A 16,458-nucleotide genomic window follows, 5' to 3' on the forward strand; every position below is an offset into this window, starting at 1 on the left:
ATCTATAGGACTTCAAAATGTCTCGTATCTATTTGAAAAAGGCCACTCTTACTTCCCGTTCCGACGCCGGCGACACGGCTAAAACGGTTGCGGCAATTCTTGCCGACATAGAGGCGAGAGGCGAAGAAGCCGCTTTGGAGTATGCCGCAAAGTTCGACAAATATGATGGGAATGTGCAGTTAACGCAGGACGAAATTGACGCTGCATGCGCGATGGTGCCGCAAAAACTCAAAGACGACATTCTCTTTGCACATGACAATGTTCGTCGGTTCGCTGAAGTTCAGAAATCCACCGTTGCGGATGTACAATTTGAGATCAATCCAGGGCTGCTCGCGGGGCAAAAAGCCATCCCGGTTTCTGCAGCCGGGTGTTATGTGCCCGCAGGCCGCTATCGTCATATTGCCAGTGCCATCATGACGGTCACCACGGCAAAGGTTGCCGGGTGTGCGCACATCACTGTGTGTTCAGCGCCCCAACCGGGCGTGGGTATTTTTCCTGCAATCGTATATGCTGCGCATGTCTGCGGTGCAGACAAAATCATGGCAATTGGTGGGGTTCAGGGCATCGCTTCCATGGCATTTGGCTTGTTTGGTCAACCAAGGGCAAACATCATTGTTGGGCCTGGCAATCAGTTCGTTGCAGAAGCCAAACGCACTCTCTATGGCCGCGTTGGCATCGACATGATAGCCGGACCGACAGATAGCCTGATCCTGGCGGACAAGGATGCTGATCCTCACATCGTGGCAACTGATCTCGTCAGTCAGGCAGAGCATGGATATAACTCGCCTGTTTGGTTGGTGACGGACCATCGACCATTGGCTGAAGACGTTTTGTCACGTGTCCCTGGCCTGATCGCAGACCTCCCGGAACTAAACCGCGAGAACGCAGAGGCCGCATGGCGCGATTACGCCGAAGTGATTGTTTGTTCTGATCGAGAAGAGATGGCGGCCACATCGGACGAGTATGCGCCGGAGCATCTGACGGTACAGGCTGATGACCTCGATTGGTGGCTAGATCGCCTCCATTGCTATGGATCGCTGTTCTTAGGCGAGGAAACAACCGTGTCTTATGGAGACAAAGCAGCAGGCACGAACCATGTTCTCCCTACATCAGGAGCGGCGAGCTACACTGGCGGGCTGAGTGTTCACAAGTACATGAAGATTGTCACGTGGCAGCGGGCAACGCGCGAGGGGTCCAAGCAAGTTGCCGAGGCCACAGCGCGGATATCGCGATTGGAAGGTATGGAGGGCCACGCACGCGCTGCCGATGTCAGGCTCGCGAAGTACTTCCCCGACGAAACCTTCGATTTGACCGCGCATGGCTGATTCCAGAGATCTCTTTGACCTTACCGGGCGTGTTGCGGTTGTGACTGGCGCGAGTTCCGGCTTGGGGCGCCGAGCCGCGCAAACCTTATGCGGGGCTGGAGCATGCGTTGTTGCGGTCGCAAGAAGAGAGAAAGAACTTCAGGACCTCGTCGTTGGCCTCAACTGCGAACGGGTGTCCTATATCGTTTCGGACATTGCTGATCAAAAAAAGCTGACAGAGTTCACAAAGGATCTCGCAGTTCCATTTGGGTCCCCTGACATCTTGGTACACGCGGCAGGGGTGAATACGAGACAGGAGGCGGACGACGTGACCCGCGAAGGGTGGGATAAAACGTTGGAGCTGAATCTGTCTGCGCCGTTTTTTCTGTCGCAAGCTCTTGTCGGGCCGATGAAAACGAAGGGCTGGGGGCGCATTGTGAATTTTGCGTCACTGCAGACCACAAGGGCATTTCCAGGTGGCATCGCTTATGGCGCGAGCAAGGCTGGCGTGGCGCAATTGACGCGTGCCATGGCGGAATCTTGGTCAAGATTTGGCATCACTGCAAATGCCATCGGCCCTGGCTTTTTTCCGACGGAGCTGACTCAGGCGGTGTTTCACGATCCCGAAAGGGGAGAGCGTAACGCGGCTCAAACTTGCGTGGGGCGCAACGGACGTTTGGAGGACATTGATGGCCCTCTACTATTCTTGTGCTCCGAGGCGTCCAGCTTTGTAACCGGACAAGTTCTCATGGTCGACGGGGGGTTCACGGCAAAATGAAAGCGCTGGTTTATGAAGGTGTTGAAACGCTCACTTTGCGTGACGTTGAAAGGCCGGTTCCAAAAAAAGGGGAGCAACTGATCCGTGTTCAGTCGGTTGGAATTTGTGGCTCTGATATGCACGCCTATTTCGGGCACGACGATCGGCGACCAGCGCCTCTGATCCTAGGGCACGAAGCGGCGGGTGTGGTCGAGGAAGGCCCTTGGAAAGGGCGACGTGTGACGATCAATCCTTTGGTGACATGTGGAGCCTGCCACTATTGCAATTCTGGCAGAGAAAACCTGTGTCCTGATCGGCAAATTATCTCGATGCCGCCGCGCGAAGGAGCCTTTGCTCAGTTCGTCTCCATTCCGAGTCAAAACTTGATCGAGGTTCCTAATGCTGTGCCGTTGGAAAAAGCCGCTCTTTGCGAACCCTTGGCGGTAAGTTGGCATTCGGCGACGTTGGCTTTGGGGCGCATCCATCCGGATGTGAAACGGAGTGCTTTGGTCATCGGTGGAGGCGCCATTGGGCTCGCGGCAGCACTGGCCTTGAAGGCAATGAGCGTTGAAGACGTTAAAATCACAGAACCCAACCCCTTGCGACGCAAATTTCTGGCGGAACGGTGCGGCTTGAAAGTCAGTAATGCGCCCGAGCACACTGCGCCAATTGTCATCGATGCGGTTGGGTATGGAGTGACACGGGCATCGGCCACAAAATGGGTGGAGCCCGGAGGTGTTATTGTCCATGTCGGTCTAGGGGACAGTGCTGACGGCTTGGACATTCGGCGTATGACGCTGCAAGAGATCACCTTCATCGGTAGCTACACGTACACAGCGAAGAGTTTTTCTGAAACGGCTTCGGCACTGTTTGACGGAAGGCTTGGGCCGCTCGACTGGTTCGAAACCCGCGCTCTCTCAGATGGGGCAAGAGCATTCGAAGATATTCACGCTGGGCGGGTTGCTTCGCCCAAGATCGTTTTAGATCCATGGGCATAAGCCGTTAGAGCCTGAAAGGAGCAAGACATGTATGACAGTATTCTCGTGCCATTGGCACTCGATCACGGAATATCAGCTCAAACGCTGGAAATATCTCGCGCTCTCTGCAGTGAGAAGGGGCAGATCACAGCTCTGCACGTTTACGAGGTGCCAAAGGGGTCTGTAAGTGTTTACATCGGTGAGGAAACGGTGGAGCGAGGTTTTGTTCGAGCGCGCCAAATCCTCAACGAGAAAGTCGCCGGCATGGAAGGTGTGCGCGCCGAGATCACGCGTGGACAAGCTCATCTTGCAATCATCGAGTATGCCGTAAAACACGGGCATGACTGCATCGTCATAGGATCTCACAAACCGGGTTTGGTTGATTACCTCATTGGCTCAACCGCAGCACGTGTCGTCCGCCATGCCCCCTGCGCTGTGCATGTTCATCGCGACAGCTGAAGTCAATCGTCAATCAGGAGGAATACATTGAATATAGACAAGAAAATCGCCGATGATCTCGTTGCCAACGACATTCGGTTTGTCACCACTGTGCCCTGCAAGCAACTCGCCGGCGTGATCGAAGAAGTCGACCGGCGGGACGACATTTTTCACATTCCCTCAAACAAGGAAGATGAAGGAATGGGACTTTGCGCAGGGGCCTGGATGGGTGGAAAACGTCCTGCAATCATCATGCAAAACACTGCAATTGGCGTCACCATTAACACGCTTGCCACGCTCATTCAGTATTACAGGATGCCGCTTCCTATGATCATTTCCTATCGCGGCGAGCTGCGTGAGCCCGTGGCTTGCCAGGTTGAAATGGCGGTGCACACCAAAGCGCTTTTGGCGCAGTTGAACATCCCCACCTACCACTTCCATTGGCAACAAGACGTCGAAGAGTTCGACAACATTCTGAAATACACCTTCATGTGCAACAAACCTGTGGCAATCTTGACTGACGCGAACTTCTGGGGAGGCTACGGCGACCAATGATCCGCTCTGAAATTCTTAAAGACATCGCGCCGATCCTTCGTGACCAACTTGTGGTCTGTAATATCGGGATTCCTTCGCAAGAACTGCATGCCATCGACGATCAACCGACAAACTTCTACATGCTCGGGACCATGGGGCTCGCTTCCTCGATCGGTTTAGGACTCGCGCTTGCGCAGCCAAAACCAGTCATCGTCATTGATGGTGACGGATCCGTTTTGACCAATCTCGGTACCTTGCCAACCATTGGGAACAATGCACCGAGCAATTACATCCTGATGATCATCGACAATGGATCCTATGGCTCAACCGGAGACCAGCCGACCTATTCTGGCATGAAAACAGACCTTGCAGGCATGGCGAGGGCCGCCGGTTGTGACAATGTGGTCGAGGTTCAGGACGTCGACACAGGCGAGGCCTTGCAGAAAGCTATAGAGGACGGTGTCGCCACTGTGATGGTTGTAAAGTGCGATAGTGGGAACGCCAAAATGCCTGTTATTTCAATGGATCCTGTTGTCATCCGTGACCGTTTCATGAAAGCCGTGGCTGGTTGATGCTCCAAAAGGAGATCCATTCGGCAGAGGATGCTCGGCAAATGGCCAAGCGTCGTCTGCCCAGAATGATCTTTGACTACATCGATGGCGCGGCTGGCAACGAAGCCGGAGCGTTGAGAAACCGCCAAGCATTGGACGCTGTGAGTTTAACGCCACGGATCTTGCGAGATGTCAGCACGCGCTCACTTGCAACGGAAGTGTTTGGCGCGAAAGCGGGTGTACCCTTTGGAATTGCGCCGATGGGGATGTGCGATCTGTCTGCGCCCGGAGCCGATCTGATGCTTGCGAGACTTGCGGCCAAGTACAAAGTTCCTGTCGGCGTTTCCACTGTGGCTTCGACCCCTATGGAGGAGATGATAGAGACCGCTGAGGGGCATGCCTGGTTTCAACTCTACTTCAGCGGTGACGGAGAGGGGACATTTCGGTTGGTCGATAGGGCAAAAAGCGCAGCGTATCAAACGCTTGTCCTGACCGTTGACGTACCGGAGGTCGGGAGGCGGCCAAGGGAGTTGCGCCATGGATTTAAGATGCCTTTCAGGATTGGGCCCCGGCAATTTGTGGATTTCGCGCTGCATCCTTCTTGGTCACTCAGAACTTTGAGGTCAGGGCGGCCAGATATGGCAAACTTCAGGAAGGACGGGTTTGACTTTGACCGAACGGAAAGCCGGGCCAAAGCGACTTGGGATACGTTGTCGGAACTACGGGAAAGGTGGCACGGTAAACTGGTCGTAAAGGGTGTCCTGGATGTTCAAGACGCTATTTGGTTGAAGGAACGCGGGGTAGATGCGGTGCAAGTTTCCAACCACGGCGCGCGCCAGTTTGATTGTGGCCCTTCGCCGATCGAGGTCGTTCCCAATTTCCGGTCTAAATTGGGAGCCGACTACGCAATTTTCTTGGATAGCGGCATCAGGTCTGGCAGCGACATTCTCAGAGCGATAGTTTCGGGGGCGGACTTTGTTTTTGTCGGGCGCATCCTTCAATTTGCCATTGCAGCAAATGGAGAGACGGGCCTTTTTCAAATGTGGAAAGTGCTGGAAGAGGAATTGAGCATTGCTATGGCAATGGTCGGTTTGTCCGGTTTGGAGCGTGACAGTACTGTGAAAGGAAGCCGCAGTTGAAGAGAACAAGTTGCTGACCCAACGTCCGGACATGCCCAAGAAATCTCCGTTTCTCTACTTCAAAACCAGTCCAGAGATTACCCGCCTTGCAGTGATGCTTTGCGTCCGTTTCCCGCGCTTGTTTCGCAATGAAGAGGATCTCCTGCAAGAACGCGGTGTCGATGAAAACCATGAAGCAGTGCGATACTTGTGGTATCGGTTAGGGCCTTCGTTCGCTTCTGAGATCAGCAAACACCGTATCCGTGGCACGAAACCTATTCGCTGGCGTAGGAATCTGAATGACGTTTTGGTGGGGAAAAACAGTGAGCGGCATTACCTCAGGTGTGTTGTTGACCACGAAGGCGAGGTGCTCGGTAGCTATGTTGCGAGGAAACGAGGCAAGAAGGTTACGCTAAAATTCCTAAGAAAAGCAATGCGCAAGTATGGTCAACCTGAAGTGATCGTGACGGACAGATTGAAGTCGTACGGGGTTGCGATGAAGGAACTCGGCAACGCCCACAAACAGAAAACGAGCCGTTGGCTAAACAACCGAGTTGAGAGTTCGCACCTGCCTTTTCGACGAAGGGAGCGGGCAATGTTGTGTTTCAGGCGCATGCGAAGTCTGCGGACATTCGCCGCCGTTCATGCTTCAGTCTACAACGTCTTCAACTCGGAGCGCAGCCTCTACTCCAGATCAAAATTCAAACTTAACCGTGCAGCCTCTCTGTCTGAGTGGCGCAGTCTCTGCGCGGGATAAAGACAGTGATGCTGTCTCACTTGACACGAGGTCGAGTTTGTCTGACCACGCCAATTAGGCCACGCCCGAGAAATCCGGGAATGGTCATTGCTCCTTATGTGGGTTCAAAGACGGCGCGCTGGATTGCTCTCGATTGAATGTTGCGGACGTTCGCACGCAAGCTGTCGAAAGTCCGCTACGGGCCGGTAGCTGACGTCGTCGAAAACGGCGGAAAGAGGTCTTTCGCTGAGGTTTGCACCAAGGTCTGAAAACCGCCAATGCAAAAGCTTTTTATTGGTTGAAGCCCGACACGTCTGCATTCAAATACGTCGCCCAAAATTTTAGACCTGTTCCTTCTTTCGATGTCGGCGCCCCCAAAGGCTCAACATTTTTCAGTGCACAAGTTTCTGAAAGGGTGCGCGCGTTCAGATTGGAGAAGCGGTCAATTCAACAGTCGTTGCGGATCGCCTTTCCGCCAAGCGACGACGTTTTCGACCGCTTGGCCGTATGCCAAGTCAAATAGCTCTTGTACCACGTAACCGGTGTGTCCTGTCAGGATCACATTTGACAACTTGCGGAGCGGGTGCGCGGTTGGCAGAGGTTCGATATCAAAAACATCCAGAGCGGCGCCCGAGATGTGTTGATCCTCCAGACATCCAATGAGTGCGGCTTCATCGATTATTTGGCCTCGTGAGGTGTTGATGAGAAACGCGGACTTTTTCATACCAGAAAGTGCGCGATCATCGATCAACCCGCGAGTAGTATCACTTAAGATCATGTGAACTGTGACAAAATCGGAGGTTTCGAAAAGCTCGGTTTTATCGACCAGAGTAGCTCCGTGCTCATCCGCACGTTCCTTTGTTAGATTCGGGCTCCAGGCAATGACATTCATGTCAAAGGCTTTGGCCGCGCGGGCCATCTTTGCGCCAATTTTGCCAAGCCCCAATATGCCTATGGTTTTGCCGTTCAATCCGACACCGGTGCGCGCTTGCCAGCCTCCCGACGCCATTGCTTGATGCTCCGCCGGAATTTGCTTGGCGAGCGACATCAAAAGCGCCCAGCTGTGTTCAAACGCGGCGTAGGGCGTCATTTGGGTGCCGCAAACATCGATGCCCTTGGCGCGCGCGGCGTTCATGTCGATGCTGAAATTCCGCATACCTGTCGTGATGAGCAGTTTTAGGTTGGGGAGCTGCTCGATGAGAGATTTGGGAAACGGGGTGCGCTCCCGCATTGCGACAACAACATCAAAGGGCAATAGCGCTTGAGCGCGTTCGGCTTCCGTGGCCATCATAGACGTCATAACAGGGGTTAGTTCAGCGTTTGGCAGTACACCCCAGTCGGCGGCGGTTGGTGCAGCGTTGGTATAGTCGTCCAGAATGGCGATGCGCATTTGTTTCCCAATCTCAATAGAAGCCGACCCCGTCACATCATTAACGATGCGGTGGCCTCGTTTACGGCCAGCGGCGTGTCATACAAAATTGCCAGGCGCAGGAGCGATTTTACGTCGACGTCGTGCGGCTGGGCTGCCAGTGGATCGATAAAGAAGACCAGCGCATCGATTTGGGCCTCTGCAATCATCGCGCCAATTTGTGCATCTCCGCCCAAGGGTCCGCTTTTGAGGCGGTGCACTTTAAGCGGCGTTTCATCTTGGATTCTGCCACCCGTGGTGCCAGTAGCATAGATGGCTTTATCGGCCAGTGCATCCAAGTGCGATTGCACCCAGGCGATCATTTGATCTTTCTTCTGGTCATGTGCCACCAGGGCAATGGTTTTCATTCTGAACTCCGTATTCGGGGTGAAAGCTTAGTCGTCTGAGCCAGTAAGATGCGAATCCGCCGCCCAGGTCCAGGCCAACGGGGATTTGCGTTTGAGCGCGCCGCTTAAGTGCTGACGCATCCGGAATGACGCGTCCACGGTGTTGCCGCGTTCCAGAAGCGACAGAATTTCGAGATGCTCCGTGCATTGTTCGATCAATCGGTCGCGGTTGACCTCAGCGCGATACTCCATCAGACGTCGCATGCGGTTAACTCGTTGCAGCGCCATGAAGAAAAACGGATTACCGGACAGCTTGATCAGCTCTTCGTGAAAAAGCGCACCATTGGACAGGAGCGTTTCGCCGGGCGCATTGGAGATGTCCATCTCCAGCATGTTCTCCTGAATGCGGCGCTGTTCGGCGAGCACCTTGTGGTCCAGTTCAAAGGAGGGCTCCAGCATCGCCGCGGGTTCAATCGCCATGCGGAAGCGGTAAATTTCGTCAAACGCTTCCGGTGTTTTGGCAACTGGCAAGAAGCGCCATCCATACCCTTCTTTGCGCTCTGCCCAGCCCTCACGCGCAGCGCGTACCAAGAGCTCGCCAACCTGCGCCTTGGTCCAGTCGTATTTTTGGCGCAGGAATTGCTCTGTGACCTCTTCGGGGATTTCGTTTTTTAGCCAATCGGCCGCAAGCGTTTGATAGTCATCCGTGTCTGCGAGTTCTTCGTTTTCCAAAGCGGCGCGCGCGGAAGCCGGTATTTCTTCCGCCACAAAGTACCCTCGATTGGGTTGTCGGGTGAGCACGCCCTGGGTTTCCAATGCCTCCAAAGCTTCTCGGATCGGGGTACGCGATACGCCATAGCGGTCGGCCAGTTGTTGTGCGCTGATATGGCTGCCCAAGGCCATGTTACCTGCCAGAATGTCTTGGAGCAGCCGGTTGGAGATTTTTGAAGCCAGGGCATTGGCGCGCATGATGTGGTCTTTCTGTGTATCCGTTTTGCGATGCGACGGCCAAATTGCTTTTTTGTTCGACCGCAATCCGAACTGTTTGGATTTTGGGTTATAAAAAGCCAGAATTATTGGTTTTGCAACGATATATTTGGTTTTTTGGAGTGTCGAAACGGCTCTGACAAGGTGAATTTTTGGGTGTCCACGACGTTCCTTATCAATCTTTAGGAGGGGTTCTCCGAGAATAAAGGTGAAATTTCAGTGTGTTAATGTGACTTTGCCGCCATGTTGGTTGCGTTGATATAGTGGCTTTGCTTTTTTGATCGCCAAAAAGCAATTTAATATTGGCTTTTGGGGGTTCAATATGCAATCACTTGGGGGCGGGGCGAGATTCGTCTTGCTTCGACATGCATAAATTCAGGGGAGGAGAACCTGTGTTCACAAAATTCACACGTATCGGCGTAATCGCAGTAGCGGCCACTTTGGCGGGCGCGACTGGGGGCATTGCGGATGGCTTCAAGGCGGAAAGCCCACAGTGCATCGCGCCTTCTAATCCAGGTGGCGGCTGGGACTTTATTTGTCGCACGACCGCGAAATACTTGTTTGATCTGGGAGTCATCGAAGACTCCATGCAGGTGACCAACATGTCCGGTGGTGGCGGCGGGGTAGCTTTTGCTCATGTCACCAAAGAGCGCAATGAGGACAACAATCTGATTGTGGCGGCCTCTATGTCGACCAGCGCCCGTATTGCGCAAGGCATTTATGAGGACGCGACTCAAGACGACGTGCACTTCCTGGCGACATTTGGCGCAGAATACGGTGCTATCGCGGTACGTGCGGATTCGCCCTATCAGACGCTAAAGGACATGATGGACGCCATTCTGGAAGATCCTCGGTCCGTTGGCATCGCAGGTGGCTCCTCCATCGGCAGCTTTGACCACATCAAGCCGATGCTGGTTGCGCGCGAAGCGGGCATGGAAGATGTCACCAAGCTGAAATACGTGTCTTTTGATGGCGGTGGGGAGGCCATGACCGGCCTGCTGTCCGGCGCAACCGAAGCGTTGTCCGGTGACTTCTCAGAAATGCTGGGTTTCCTGGAATCAGGGGACATCCGCATCATCGGCATCATGGCGCCGGAGCGTCTGACTAACTATCCGGATATCCCGACCGCAAAAGACCTGGGATATGATGTGGTGGGCGCAAACTGGCGCGGTCTCTACATGCCAGCGGGTGCGTCTGACGAAGCCAAAGAGTTCTGGTCCAATGCCATCAAAACCATGGCGGCCGACCCTGGTTTTCAAGCCACTTTGGAAGAAGCTGCAATTGCGCCTTTCAACAACTTTGATGACGACATGTACAAGTTCGTCGAGGGCAGCATTCAGGATGTCTACAAGCTCTCCAAAGAGATCGGCATCATTCAATAACCAATAGTTTTAAGCCGGTTAGCACCCGCTGGCCGGCTTGGATCAATGCTTCAGGGAGGCAAAAATGAGCGACCGCATATTTGGCGCTTTTGGATTGGCACTGGCTGTTTTTTACATCTGGGCCGCGTCCATCATCAAAGACAGCTTTATGGTCGACGTCGTCGGGCCAAGAGCATTCCCCTACATCGTTGGAACCATCATCGGACTTTGTTCGCTCTACTTTATCCTGCGTCCGGACGATGAACCGGAATGGCCGCACATGCGGGAGTTTACAGAGATCGTCTTCGCGGCCGCAGTCATGTTCGCGTATTGCTGGGCGTTGCCAGAATTCGGGTTCTTGATTTCCACAGTTTTTGCAACCGCTTATCTGACCTGGCGCCTTGGCACGGAGCCACTGTGGTCACTGGTTGTCGGTGTTGCAACGTCGGTCGGCATCTACGTCGTCTTCCACAAGATCCTCGGCCTTGCTTTGGCCAAAGGTCCCTTGGGCTTCTGAGGAAAGTATCATGGAAATCCTATCTCTTCTTGCGGACGGCTTCGCCGTTGCTATTACGCCGCAAAACCTCTTCCTCGCTGTTGCAGGTTGTTTTCTGGGCACGCTCATGGGCGCACTGCCCGGACTTGGTCCCGCCAATGGCGTGGCGATCCTCATTCCTATCGCCTTTTCGATGGGGCTTGGCCCAACGCCATCCCTGATCCTGTTGGTCAGTGTCTACTACGGCGCCATGTATGGCGGCCGTATCAGCTCGATCCTGCTCAATATTCCCGGTGACGAACCGGCGATGATGACTTGCTTGGACGGCTATCCAATGGCCCAACAAGGTAAGGCTGGCGAAGCTTTGTCTCTGTCTGGTGTTGCTTCATTTGTAGGCGCATTTTTTGCCACATGCGGATTGGTGCTCTTGGCCCCGCAGCTGGTGAAAATCGCTCTGTTGTTTGGCCCTGCCGAATACTTCGTCCTATTCACAGTGGCCTTTGCCACTTTGGGTGGTATCTCTTCGACAAACCAAGCCAAATCAGCCTTTGCCGCCGCACTTGGGCTTGGCATCGCAATGATTGGCAGTGACTCCCAAACTGGGTCGCAGCGGTTCACCTTTGACCACATCCACCTCTATGATGGAATCGACTTCCTAATTGCGATTGTTGGTCTGTTTGCGCTGAGTGAAGTGTTTATCTTCCTTGAGCATCATCGCTGCGGCGCCGTTGGATCGGCCAAAGCAACCAAAGTCGGTCGCATCATGCCGGACTTCAGCATGATCAAACGCTGCATTCCCTCGATGGCACGGGGTACCGGTCTAGGCTTCTTTGCTGGTGTATTGCCGGGGGCAGGCGCGTCACTGGGTTCGTTCCTTGCCTATTCTCTTGAAAAGCAATCGGTTGATCGGGACGGCAAAACCTTTGGCAAAGGCGATCCACGTGGTGTGGCCGCCCCCGAGGCGGGCAACAATGCAGCCTCTGGCGGCGCCTTGGTGCCCATGTTGGCGCTTGGCGTGCCTGGCTCTGGCACAACGGCAGTTTTGTTGGCGGTCCTGCTGCAGCTGAACATCACACCTGGCCCTCTGCTGTTCACCAAGAACCCGGATATCGTTTGGGGGCTGATCGCCGCACTGTTCCTGGCCAATTTCATCTTGCTGGCCATGAACATCCCACTGGTTGGCATCTTCACTCGCGTGCTGATGGTTCCGACACGCATCCTGATGCCGATTGTGGCGATGATCTCTTTCGTTGGTATCTACAGCATCACAGGTTCGAGCTTTGATGTGATGTTGATGGTGGGCTTTGGCATTGCCGGCTGGGTGCTGCGCAAGTTGGATGTGTCATTGGTGCCTGTGATCCTCGGCATCCTGCTTGGCAACCAGATGGAAGTGAACCTGCGGCGTGCCATGACGATCTCGGATGGCGACTGGTTTGTCCTTGTTGGAAGTCCCTTGGCCATCATCCTTTGGATCATCGCCATCACCGGATTTGTTCTGCCCATGCTGATGGGGCGCCGGATGAAAAAGCGGATGGAGAACGCTGGTTCTCACCATGAAGAAATTGCGGCAGGCGACTGACCTGCTGCTCCTCCCAATCTCACAATGACTGTGCGGCCAAGGCGGCACCAATCGGAGAAATACTATGCGTATCATGACTTTGCCTTGTGACGGCATTGGCCCGGAAATCATGGCGGCGACGCTTGAAGTGGTCGAAGCCGCCAACCAGAAATTTGACCTGGGCTTGACCTTCCACGAAGAAGAAAGTGGTTTCACCAGCCTCAAAAACCACGGTATCACCCTGCGTGACGAAGTGCTGGAGCGTGCCCGTACGGGGTTTGACGGCGTGATCCTTGGAACCCAATCGCACATGGACTATCCGCCGGTTGTCGAAGGGGGGCGCAACGTCTCTGCAGGCTTTCGCATTGGACTGGATCTTTATGCCAACGTGCGCCCGGCACGGAGTCGGGACTTCTTGCAGAACAAGGCAGAAGGCATGGATCTTGTGATCATGCGCGAAGCCACCGAGGGCTTTTATCCAGACCGCAACATGTATCAAGGCGTCGGCGAAATGATGCCCGATCCGAACATGGCGCTGTCGGTGCGGAAAATCACCCGCAATGGGTCTATGCGGATTTGCCGCGAGGCCTTCAAACTGGCGATGCAACGCAAGAAAAAGGTGGCGGCAATCCATAAGGCTAACTCCTTCTTGATGACCGACGGCCTGTTCCTTGAGTGCTTCCGGGAAGTGGCCAAAGACTTTCCAGAGGTAGAAACCGAGGAACTAATCGTGGACGCGTTTGCGGCGCTGTTGGTGCGCAAGCCTGAGACCTATGACGTTGTCGTGGCGACCAATTTCTACGGTGACATTCTGTCAGATTTGGCGTCTGAGCTGTCTGGCTCCCTTGGGTTGGCTGGATCCATTAACGCCAATGCGGAAACCGGTCTCTGCTGTGCGCAGGCGCAGCATGGATCGGCTCCGGACATCCAGGGACAAAACGTGGCCAATCCGACCTCGCTTATCTTGTCAGCGGCAATGATGCTGACCTGGCTCGGAGAGCAGCGAGGTGTGGCCAAGTTGATGGAAGCGGGTCAAGCCATTGCCGATGCAGTTGATGCGGTCATCGACGAGCCAGCCAATCGCACGCGCGACCTTGGCGGCTCCGTGAACACCGATGCCTTTGGTCGTTTGGTGGCCGAGGCAGTTGCGGCCAAAGCCCTGGCTGCCTGAGTTCCTCCAGTGAGCGCATGCTCACATTGACTGGCGGCGCCAGCACGACATTGGCGCCGCCGCATATCTGAGGGAAAGACAATGACACGCAAACCCAGACTGGCCTTGATCCACGCCACGCGCGTGGCCATTGACCCAATTGAATCCGCGGCACAGAAGCTGTGGCCAGAGGCGGAAACCGTCACCATTCTCGAAGAAGGCCTCTCCGCCGACCGGCAGAACGACGCAGAGCTCAGCTTGGATCTTTGGGACCGCATCATTGGACTGGCGCGATATGCCGAGGATATCCGCGCAGATGCGATCCTGTTCACTTGCTCCGCATTTGGCCGCGCCATTGAGGACGCCGCCGATGGCGCCAAAGTACCTGTTCTGAAACCCAACCAAGCTATGTTCACCGAAGCTCTGGCGATTGGGACCCGTGTGGCCATGATCTACACCTTCCCTCCAGCGGCTGAAGGCATGGAAGAAGAATTCCGCGAGACCGCCAAGGCAAGTGGAAGCGACGCCCAGGTAAGGTCCTATTTTTGCGAAGGCGCATTGGCAGCCAAACACACGGGAGATGATGCGAAGCATGACGCGTTGATCGCTGCAACGGCGGCCAGCATTGCCGACGCAGATGTCATACTCCTGGCGCAGTTCTCGATGGCAGACGCCGCAGGCTTGGCACGGGAAAAGACTAACATCCCAATCCTCAGCAGCCCGGATTCCGCCATTTTGGCAATCAAAGAACGGCTGCAACAACAAGAGAAAGACATCGCATGCTGATTGGCGTGATTGCCGACGACTTCACTGGCGCAAGTGATATTGCCAATACATTGGTGAAGGGTGTGGCCCCGGAGGGTGGGCTCAAAACGGCGCAATTTTGCGGCATCCCAACCGGCGAGATTGGCGATGGCATTGAAGCTGGGGTGATTTCCCTCAAAAGCCGGACGGCCCCGGTTGAGGACGCCGTCTCAGAAAGTTTGGCAGCTTTGGAATGGCTGCTGAGCCAAGGCTGTAAACAAATCGTCTTCAAGTATTGCTCCACCTTTGATTCCACACCCGCTGGGAACATCGGCCCAGTCGCTGACGCCTTGGCAAAGGCGCTGGATGCCAAAGGAGTAGTCGTCTGTCCGGCATTTCCGGGCACGGGGCGGACAATCTATCAAGGGCACTTGTTTGTCGGAGATCGTCTGCTGAATGAAAGCGGGATGCAAAACCACCCATTGACGCCCATGACCGACCCAAATTTGAGCCGGGTTTTGCGGCGACAAACGGCCAGTTCCGTGGGGTTGGTTCCGCTGGCGCAGGTGCAAGCAGGTGGCGCGACGCTGCAAAGGGCATTTGAGTCCGCGACGGAGCGCTTCCTTGTAGCGGACGCGGTGGCTGACGCCGATCTGCTGCGGCTCGGCCAAGCTCTGTGCAGTGCGACTTTGATAACGGGCGGGTCAGGCATCGCGCTGGGTCTGCCCCGTAATTTCCATCAGGCCGGGCTGGCTGGTGCACAGGACGTGGAAGCAGAAGCAACAGTTTCCGGGCCCGAAGCTATTTTGGCTGGGTCTTGCTCCGGCGCCACGCGAGGCCAGATTGAAGAGCACGAGCAAGCACATCCAACGCTGGCCATAGATGTGCCTGGCGTAATGGAAGGAACAGTTACAGAAGACACGCTCCTTGAGTTTTATCGCGCCAACCAAGGCAAGGCACCTTTGGCCTATTCAGCGGGCAAACCGGACGCTGTCGCTGAGATTCAGGCGCGCTTTGGGCGGAAGGCGGTGGCGCATCGCTTGGATGCATTGTTTGCCAATGTCGCGCGTGCGTTGGTGCGAGCTGGTTATCGACGGATCGTGGTGGCCGGTGGGGAAACTTCCGGTGCGGTGGCGCAAGCCGTCGCGGAGGCATTGAATGTCTCTGCCATGGTGGTGGGGCGGGAGATTGATCCGGGCATTCCTATTCTGACCTTGGGTGAGGAGGTGCCTGTGACTCTGGCCCTCAAGTCCGGCAATTTTGGCGCATCTGACTTTTTTGCCAAGGCCCTCACCATGATGGAGGGGGCGCCATGACGGATCAGGAACGTGAATTACGCGCGCAGATGTCGACGCTCTGCGCGTCGCTCTTTGCTCGAGGGTTTTCTGTTGGCACTGCCGGGAACGTGTCGGCAAAACTGCCGGACGGGATATTGATGACGCCGACAAACTCTACACTTGGGGCCATCGGTCCGGATCGCATCGCCAAGCTGGATCTCGACGGCAACCATGTGAGTGGAGACAAACCCACAAAAGAAGTCTTCCTGCACCAAGCATTCTACGAAACGCGACCACAGGCAGGCGCTGTTGTGCATTTGCACTCCACTTGGGCGACCGCACTTTCTTGTTTGGAAGATGTCGACCCAGAGGACTGTATACCACCGCTGACGCCTTATGTGGTAATGCGAGTCGGCACCGTGAAACGCGTGCCCTACGTGATTCCAGGCGATCCAAAATCCGGCAATTTGATCCGTTCTCTCAACGGAGAATGCGCCGCGGTTCTGCTTGCCAATCATGGCCCGGTGGTGTCCGGCAAGGATTTGTTTTCGGCAGTCTGCGCCGCCGAAGAGCTTGAAGAAACCGCCAAACTCTTGGTCGCGCTTAAAGGGCAGCAAGCCACATGCCTGACGCCGGAACATGTGGCAGAGATCAAACAAACATTTGGCCAGATTTAGGCCGACAACTGTGACCAAACCGACGTCGGACATGCAAC

18 protein-coding genes are annotated in these 16,458 nt (G+C 55.0%); 15 read left to right on the forward strand and 3 right to left on the reverse strand.

Annotated features, from left to right (window positions below):
• Positions 1 to 17 precede the first annotated feature (17 nt).
• Genes hisD through JXR15_RS13605 form a run of 8 tightly spaced genes read left to right on the forward strand, consistent with a single transcriptional unit; the run spans position 18 to position 6,436 of the window.
• The gene (gene hisD, locus JXR15_RS13570; RefSeq protein ID WP_422053753.1) at positions 18 to 1,325 is read left to right on the forward strand and encodes a histidinol dehydrogenase; all 1,308 of its coding nucleotides are present in this window, start codon (positions 18 to 20) and stop codon (positions 1,323 to 1,325) included.
• The gene (locus tag JXR15_RS13575; protein ID WP_422053754.1) at positions 1,318 to 2,082 is read left to right on the forward strand and encodes an SDR family NAD(P)-dependent oxidoreductase; all 765 of its coding nucleotides are present in this window, start codon (positions 1,318 to 1,320) and stop codon (positions 2,080 to 2,082) included. Before hisD ends, JXR15_RS13575 begins: the two co-directional genes overlap by 8 nt.
• On the forward strand, positions 2,079 to 3,059 hold the full coding sequence (locus JXR15_RS13580; protein ID WP_422053755.1) for an alcohol dehydrogenase catalytic domain-containing protein: 981 nt from the start codon (positions 2,079 to 2,081) through the stop codon (positions 3,057 to 3,059). Before JXR15_RS13575 ends, JXR15_RS13580 begins: the two co-directional genes overlap by 4 nt.
• A gap of 27 nt (positions 3,060 to 3,086) precedes the next feature.
• Positions 3,087 to 3,497 (forward strand): universal stress protein, encoded by a 411-nt coding sequence (locus JXR15_RS13585; protein ID WP_422053756.1) that lies wholly within the window; start codon positions 3,087 to 3,089, stop codon positions 3,495 to 3,497.
• Between the two features lie 27 nt (positions 3,498 to 3,524).
• On the forward strand, positions 3,525 to 4,031 hold the full coding sequence (locus JXR15_RS13590; protein WP_422053757.1) for a sulfopyruvate decarboxylase subunit alpha: 507 nt from the start codon (positions 3,525 to 3,527) through the stop codon (positions 4,029 to 4,031).
• On the forward strand, positions 4,028 to 4,582 hold the full coding sequence (gene comE / locus JXR15_RS13595; protein WP_422053758.1) for a sulfopyruvate decarboxylase subunit beta: 555 nt from the start codon (positions 4,028 to 4,030) through the stop codon (positions 4,580 to 4,582). Before JXR15_RS13590 ends, comE begins: the two co-directional genes overlap by 4 nt.
• Before the next feature lie 41 nt (positions 4,583 to 4,623).
• Entirely contained in the window at positions 4,624 to 5,700 is a 1,077-nt protein-coding gene (locus JXR15_RS13600) for an alpha-hydroxy acid oxidase (RefSeq protein WP_422053759.1), read from the forward strand.
• Positions 5,701 to 5,731: 31 nt separating this feature from the next.
• Complete coding sequence (locus JXR15_RS13605; RefSeq protein WP_422053959.1) at positions 5,732 to 6,436, forward strand: IS6 family transposase; 705 nt, start codon at positions 5,732 to 5,734, stop codon at positions 6,434 to 6,436.
• Positions 6,437 to 6,857: 421 nt separating this feature from the next.
• Here the strand turns inward: JXR15_RS13605 and JXR15_RS13610 are convergent, their stop codons facing one another.
• The 3 genes from JXR15_RS13610 to JXR15_RS13620 are packed head-to-tail and all read right to left on the reverse strand — an operon-like array spanning position 6,858 to position 9,139.
• Complete coding sequence (locus JXR15_RS13610) at positions 6,858 to 7,805, reverse strand: D-2-hydroxyacid dehydrogenase family protein (protein ID WP_422053760.1); 948 nt, start codon at positions 7,803 to 7,805, stop codon at positions 6,858 to 6,860.
• Positions 7,806 to 7,837: 32 nt separating this feature from the next.
• The gene (locus tag JXR15_RS13615) at positions 7,838 to 8,191 is read right to left on the reverse strand and encodes a methylglyoxal synthase (protein ID WP_422053761.1); all 354 of its coding nucleotides are present in this window, start codon (positions 8,189 to 8,191) and stop codon (positions 7,838 to 7,840) included.
• 27 nt (positions 8,192 to 8,218) lie between these two features.
• Positions 8,219 to 9,139: a GntR family transcriptional regulator gene (locus JXR15_RS13620; RefSeq protein ID WP_422053762.1), complete on the reverse strand. Its 921-nt coding sequence runs from the start codon at positions 9,137 to 9,139 to the stop codon at positions 8,219 to 8,221.
• A gap of 410 nt (positions 9,140 to 9,549) precedes the next feature.
• Here JXR15_RS13620 and JXR15_RS13625 point away from each other — a divergent pair, with 410 nt between their 5' ends.
• The 7 genes from JXR15_RS13625 (at position 9,550) to otnC (ending at position 16,420) form a co-directional block, all read left to right on the forward strand.
• The gene (locus JXR15_RS13625) at positions 9,550 to 10,539 is read left to right on the forward strand and encodes a Bug family tripartite tricarboxylate transporter substrate binding protein (RefSeq protein WP_422053763.1); all 990 of its coding nucleotides are present in this window, start codon (positions 9,550 to 9,552) and stop codon (positions 10,537 to 10,539) included.
• A gap of 64 nt (positions 10,540 to 10,603) precedes the next feature.
• Complete coding sequence (locus JXR15_RS13630; protein WP_422053764.1) at positions 10,604 to 11,035, forward strand: tripartite tricarboxylate transporter TctB family protein; 432 nt, start codon at positions 10,604 to 10,606, stop codon at positions 11,033 to 11,035.
• 10 nt (positions 11,036 to 11,045) lie between these two features.
• Complete coding sequence (locus JXR15_RS13635; protein ID WP_422053765.1) at positions 11,046 to 12,593, forward strand: tripartite tricarboxylate transporter permease; 1,548 nt, start codon at positions 11,046 to 11,048, stop codon at positions 12,591 to 12,593.
• 64 nt (positions 12,594 to 12,657) lie between these two features.
• Positions 12,658 to 13,743 carry an isocitrate/isopropylmalate dehydrogenase family protein gene (locus JXR15_RS13640; protein ID WP_422053766.1) on the forward strand — a complete coding sequence of 362 codons (1,086 nt, stop codon included), beginning with the start codon at positions 12,658 to 12,660 and terminating at the stop codon, positions 13,741 to 13,743.
• Positions 13,744 to 13,824: 81 nt separating this feature from the next.
• Positions 13,825 to 14,508, forward strand: a complete 684-nt coding sequence (locus JXR15_RS13645) for a hypothetical protein (RefSeq protein ID WP_422053767.1) — start codon at positions 13,825 to 13,827, stop codon at positions 14,506 to 14,508.
• Positions 14,502 to 15,782, forward strand: a complete 1,281-nt coding sequence (gene otnK / locus JXR15_RS13650) for a 3-oxo-tetronate kinase (protein WP_422053768.1) — start codon at positions 14,502 to 14,504, stop codon at positions 15,780 to 15,782. Before JXR15_RS13645 ends, otnK begins: the two co-directional genes overlap by 7 nt.
• Positions 15,779 to 16,420, forward strand: a complete 642-nt coding sequence (gene otnC / locus JXR15_RS13655) for a 3-oxo-tetronate 4-phosphate decarboxylase (protein ID WP_422053769.1) — start codon at positions 15,779 to 15,781, stop codon at positions 16,418 to 16,420. The genes otnK and otnC overlap by 4 nt, the downstream gene beginning before the upstream one ends.
• Positions 16,421 to 16,458: the final 38 nt, after the last annotated feature.

This window comes from Shimia sp. (assembly GCF_049116215.1).
Taxonomy (GTDB): domain Bacteria; phylum Pseudomonadota; class Alphaproteobacteria; order Rhodobacterales; family Rhodobacteraceae; genus Shimia.

Excerpts from the sequence above, each read along its gene's own strand:
- JXR15_RS13635 (WP_422053765.1), top strand. The coding sequence starts at position 11,046 with ATGGAAATCCTATCTCTTCTTGCGGACGGCTTCGCCGTTGCTATTACG.
- JXR15_RS13610 (WP_422053760.1), bottom strand. The coding sequence starts at position 7,805 with ATGCGCATCGCCATTCTGGACGACTATACCAACGCTGCACCAACCGCC.
- JXR15_RS13620 (WP_422053762.1), bottom strand. The coding sequence starts at position 9,139 with ATGCGCGCCAATGCCCTGGCTTCAAAAATCTCCAACCGGCTGCTCCAA.
- otnC (WP_422053769.1), top strand. The coding sequence starts at position 15,779 with ATGACGGATCAGGAACGTGAATTACGCGCGCAGATGTCGACGCTCTGC.
- JXR15_RS13605 (WP_422053959.1), top strand. The coding sequence starts at position 5,732 with ATGCCCAAGAAATCTCCGTTTCTCTACTTCAAAACCAGTCCAGAGATT.
- comE (WP_422053758.1), top strand. The coding sequence starts at position 4,028 with ATGATCCGCTCTGAAATTCTTAAAGACATCGCGCCGATCCTTCGTGAC.
- JXR15_RS13600 (WP_422053759.1), top strand. The coding sequence starts at position 4,624 with ATGGCCAAGCGTCGTCTGCCCAGAATGATCTTTGACTACATCGATGGC.
- hisD (WP_422053753.1), top strand. The coding sequence starts at position 18 with ATGTCTCGTATCTATTTGAAAAAGGCCACTCTTACTTCCCGTTCCGAC.
- JXR15_RS13575 (WP_422053754.1), top strand. The coding sequence starts at position 1,318 with ATGGCTGATTCCAGAGATCTCTTTGACCTTACCGGGCGTGTTGCGGTT.
- otnK (WP_422053768.1), top strand. The coding sequence starts at position 14,502 with ATGCTGATTGGCGTGATTGCCGACGACTTCACTGGCGCAAGTGATATT.
- JXR15_RS13645 (WP_422053767.1), top strand. The coding sequence starts at position 13,825 with ATGACACGCAAACCCAGACTGGCCTTGATCCACGCCACGCGCGTGGCC.
- JXR15_RS13630 (WP_422053764.1), top strand. The coding sequence starts at position 10,604 with ATGAGCGACCGCATATTTGGCGCTTTTGGATTGGCACTGGCTGTTTTT.
- JXR15_RS13585 (WP_422053756.1), top strand. The coding sequence starts at position 3,087 with ATGTATGACAGTATTCTCGTGCCATTGGCACTCGATCACGGAATATCA.
- JXR15_RS13580 (WP_422053755.1), top strand. The coding sequence starts at position 2,079 with ATGAAAGCGCTGGTTTATGAAGGTGTTGAAACGCTCACTTTGCGTGAC.
- JXR15_RS13615 (WP_422053761.1), bottom strand. The coding sequence starts at position 8,191 with ATGAAAACCATTGCCCTGGTGGCACATGACCAGAAGAAAGATCAAATG.
- JXR15_RS13640 (WP_422053766.1), top strand. The coding sequence starts at position 12,658 with ATGCGTATCATGACTTTGCCTTGTGACGGCATTGGCCCGGAAATCATG.